Below are 3,167 nucleotides of genomic sequence, written 5' to 3'. Positions count from 1 at the left end.
GATCGGCTTCTGCCGATGATCCGCGCTAAAATCGCCCGGGACCAGGCGGGCGCCGGCTCGCGCGTGGTCACCGTCCTGGTGCTTTGGCCGTCGCTGCGCGCGGGCGTCGAGGTCCGGTGTTATGCGCCCATCGAACCGGAGGTCGAGCCGGCGGAAGATCAGGACGGAGAGGCGGACCAGACCGTGCCGGCCCTTGCTCCCGGCTACAGTCCGCCGGTCGCCGCGGCCCCCTCGCCGGACATCGAGGGGATCAACCATGTCCTGCATGCGGCCCGCACCGACGTGGCGACCCGCGGCCTCATCCGCGCCGTGGCGGACGATCCACGGACGGCCCTGACCGCCCTGATCGCCCGGCTGTTCACCGTGCTGGTCGCCGGCGGCGGCGACGCCCGCTCGGAGTCGGCGCTGGCCATCACCGTCAGTCCGTTCGCGCCGGCCGGCGGCCGGGTCATCGAGTCCCTGGACGGCGACGTCCGGGAGCGTCTGGACGGGCGGCGCGGCGTCTGGGAGGCCTCGGGCGAGACGGTGATCGCCTGGGTCCACAGCCTGGCTCACGACGACCGGATGGCGCTGCTGGCCGAGCTCACGGCCGTTTCGCTCGACCTGCGGGAAGAGCGGACTACCCTGATCCGACGAGCGGCTCGGGCCGAAGCGGCCGAACTGGCGGTTTTGTGCAGGGCGGAGATCACCCGGCACTGGACGCCGGACGCGCCGTTTTTGCAGCCGCACTCCAAACCCCTGCTGCTCGGCATGCTCGCCGACATGGGCGCGGCGGACGACCGCGCTGGAGCGCTGAAGAAGACCGAACTGGTTGATTGGGTCGCCGAACAGGCCGCGGCTCGTGTCTGGGCGCCGGCGAGCCTGTCCTGGACCGCGTCTTCGGCCCCGTACGAGAACGGGGATGAGACCGATGGCGGGGCCGGGGACGAGGCGCGCGATGACGAGGCCGGCGACGGGGATCCCCCGGGCGGGGAACGGGCGGACGGAGCCGGCGCCTTCGTCGTCACCCCAGCCGGAGCGGTCGCCCTCGGCCACCCTGCTGCCTGAATCTCTGGTCCGATCAAACTCCGCTCCGGCCGTGGTCGGGGCGGAGTCTCTTTGCGCCCGGCGTGCGCCGACCGGCGGCCCAAGGCCGGCCCGATCAGGAGGAGGACGGGAGGAAGGGAGGTTTCGGGTGAAGCGGGTTGGGGAGATCGGCTCCCCGGCGCTTCGGATCAACAGGAGACTGACATGCAGACCATGGTGTTCACCGGCCGCCTGGCGGCCGACCCCCAGATCAGCCCGGACTTCGCCAAGGCGGTCTTCCGGCTGCTCGAAAAGCGCGGCGTGGACAGCGCCGGAAAGGACCGGCTCGTCGGCGTCAACTGCGTCAGCTGGTCGAAAGGCCTGAACGAGAAGGTCATCGCCCGCGGACTGGCCCAAGGCTGCGAAGCCGTCGTCGTCGGGGCCTTCATCGACACGGCCTACGCGGCCAAGGACGGGACCGAACGCACCGCCAAGGAACTGGTGGTGAACCGGCTGACCGTCCTCGACTGGGCGGAGGACCGCGACGCCGACGCCGCCGTCGCCTCTGACCCTGACCGCGCCGCCGCCTGACCCTCAACCCTCATTCATTCCCAGGAGACTGACCATGCAAACCCTCACCCTCGAAGGCTATCTGGCCGCCGACCCGTCCATCCTGTCCGCCCATGGGTCGGGCAAGAAGCGGGCGAGCTTCCGCGTTCTGGAGACCACCCGCTTCCGGCGCGCCGACGGCACACCGGGCGAGCGCACGACCGGCTTCAACTGCATCTGTTTCAACGAGGCGACGACCGAGAGATACATCGAGGCCTTCGCGCGCAAGGGCAGCCGCGTCGTGATCCAGGGCCATGTCGAGAACGACACCTGGACCGGGAAGGACGGGGTCGAGCACTATGATCTGCGTCTGGTCGTGGGCGACATCCGGTTGAAGAACCGGCGCGACCGGCCGTCGACGAACGACGGGACCGTCGGCCAGCAGATGCAGGAGCCGGCGAGCGGATACGATCTGAACGACGACATCCCGTTCTGATCTGGCGGCGGAAGGCGGAACGGCCCGGCGCGCGAGCGTCGGGCCGTTTCTCCGTTGGCCGGGAGGATGAAGCGAGGCCGGGCGCGGGCGAGCCGATGGGGCTCGTTGGCATCGGAGTTCCGCCATGACCGCCTCCGCCTGGACCGAAGACCGCATCGGTCGTCTCAAGACCCTCTGGCTGGAAGGCCGGAGCGCAGCGCAGGTCGCGCGCGACCTGGGCCACGGCGTCACGCGCAGCGCGGTGCTGGGCAAGGTTTATCGCATGGGTCTGTCGGCGGAGCGCCCCACCGCTTCAAGGTCCGTAAAGCTCGCTGCGGGTCCGGCTCCGCGCCGGGCCTCGCCCGCCAGGGACGCCCCCGTGTCCTGCCCCATGCCGCCGGGGCGACGCTCGGTCGAAGCGCCGTCGCACGGAACGGCGACCCTGCTGTCGGTTCGCCGCCTGGACTGCCGCTGGCCGTATGGCGATCCTGGCGAGCCCGGGTTCGCCCTGTGCGGCCGGAGGATCGCCCGGGGCGCCTTCTGCGCCGCCCACGCCGAGATCGGCTACCGCGGCCCTGTCCGCCATGACGCAGAAGACCTGATGCGCCTCGCGGGCCTGACCTGAGGCGCTCCATCCGGCATCCGGAGCCTGCCGCACATCACGGGGTCGCGGCCGGGGCCGCTGTCGGTCTGTCGCCGGCGGACCGCTCCGTGGAGCGACGGCGGCCTTATGAACCGGACGTCGTCCCGGGTCTGCCGCCGTAGTGGCGGGCTCCGCCGAACGCACGGACAGGAGGCGCAGGCGACGGCGCGCCGTCGCCGGGGACCGGCCGTCGATGTGTCTTCGTCTGTATCGGCGCGACGGCGCCGAGTCGTGTCCTCGCCCGAAGGCGGGCGAGGACTTGCCCCCACACAACGCCCTCCGATTTTGTCACAGCACCCCGGAAGTCAACGGCTGCGCCGTTCCCCTCCACGGACGTCCAAGGGGCCGCCCGTTCCGGTGACTGCCGGGGACCCCGCTGTGGCCAAAACCGGGGTCGTTGCGCATGGGGCGCTCGACAGTCTCAAGGACTGGTCCAATGACCCGCTTCAACACCTCATCCTCCGCCTTCACCCCGACCTCCGTCTCCGCCCTGGG

Annotated in this window: 3 protein-coding genes and 1 pseudogene; all 4 read left to right on the top strand. The window is 71.0% G+C overall.

The features are described from left to right. Positions 1 to 1,047: pseudogene (locus Q0C81_RS11725) on the top strand (chromosome partitioning protein ParB); the annotation flags it as partial. A gap of 183 nt (positions 1,048 to 1,230) precedes the next feature. Further along, positions 1,231 to 1,596 carry a hypothetical protein gene (locus Q0C81_RS11720; RefSeq protein ID WP_291837890.1) on the top strand — a complete coding sequence of 122 codons (366 nt, stop codon included), beginning with the start codon at positions 1,231 to 1,233 and terminating at the stop codon, positions 1,594 to 1,596. Positions 1,597 to 1,630: 34 nt separating this feature from the next. Next, positions 1,631 to 2,050 carry a single-stranded DNA-binding protein gene (locus tag Q0C81_RS11715; RefSeq protein ID WP_291837887.1) on the top strand — a complete coding sequence of 140 codons (420 nt, stop codon included), beginning with the start codon at positions 1,631 to 1,633 and terminating at the stop codon, positions 2,048 to 2,050. A gap of 124 nt (positions 2,051 to 2,174) precedes the next feature. Beyond that, positions 2,175 to 2,654, top strand: coding sequence for a GcrA family cell cycle regulator (locus Q0C81_RS11710; protein WP_291837884.1), 480 nt, complete (start codon positions 2,175 to 2,177; stop codon positions 2,652 to 2,654). Positions 2,655 to 3,167 lie beyond the last annotated feature (513 nt).

It is taken from the genome of Brevundimonas sp., assembly GCF_023259385.1.
Classification (GTDB): Bacteria; Pseudomonadota; Alphaproteobacteria; order Caulobacterales; family Caulobacteraceae; genus Brevundimonas.
The sequence above is the reverse complement of the archived record's forward strand: the minus strand, read 5'-3'. Positions and strand labels throughout refer to the sequence as shown.

What these genes read in the sequence shown, in the direction of transcription:
- Q0C81_RS11720 (WP_291837890.1), top strand. Translation starts at nt 1,231, where the DNA reads ATGCAGACCATGGTGTTCACCGGCCGCCTGGCGGCCGACCCCCAGATC.
- Q0C81_RS11715 (WP_291837887.1), top strand. Translation starts at nt 1,631, where the DNA reads ATGCAAACCCTCACCCTCGAAGGCTATCTGGCCGCCGACCCGTCCATC.
- Q0C81_RS11710 (WP_291837884.1), top strand. Translation starts at nt 2,175, where the DNA reads ATGACCGCCTCCGCCTGGACCGAAGACCGCATCGGTCGTCTCAAGACC.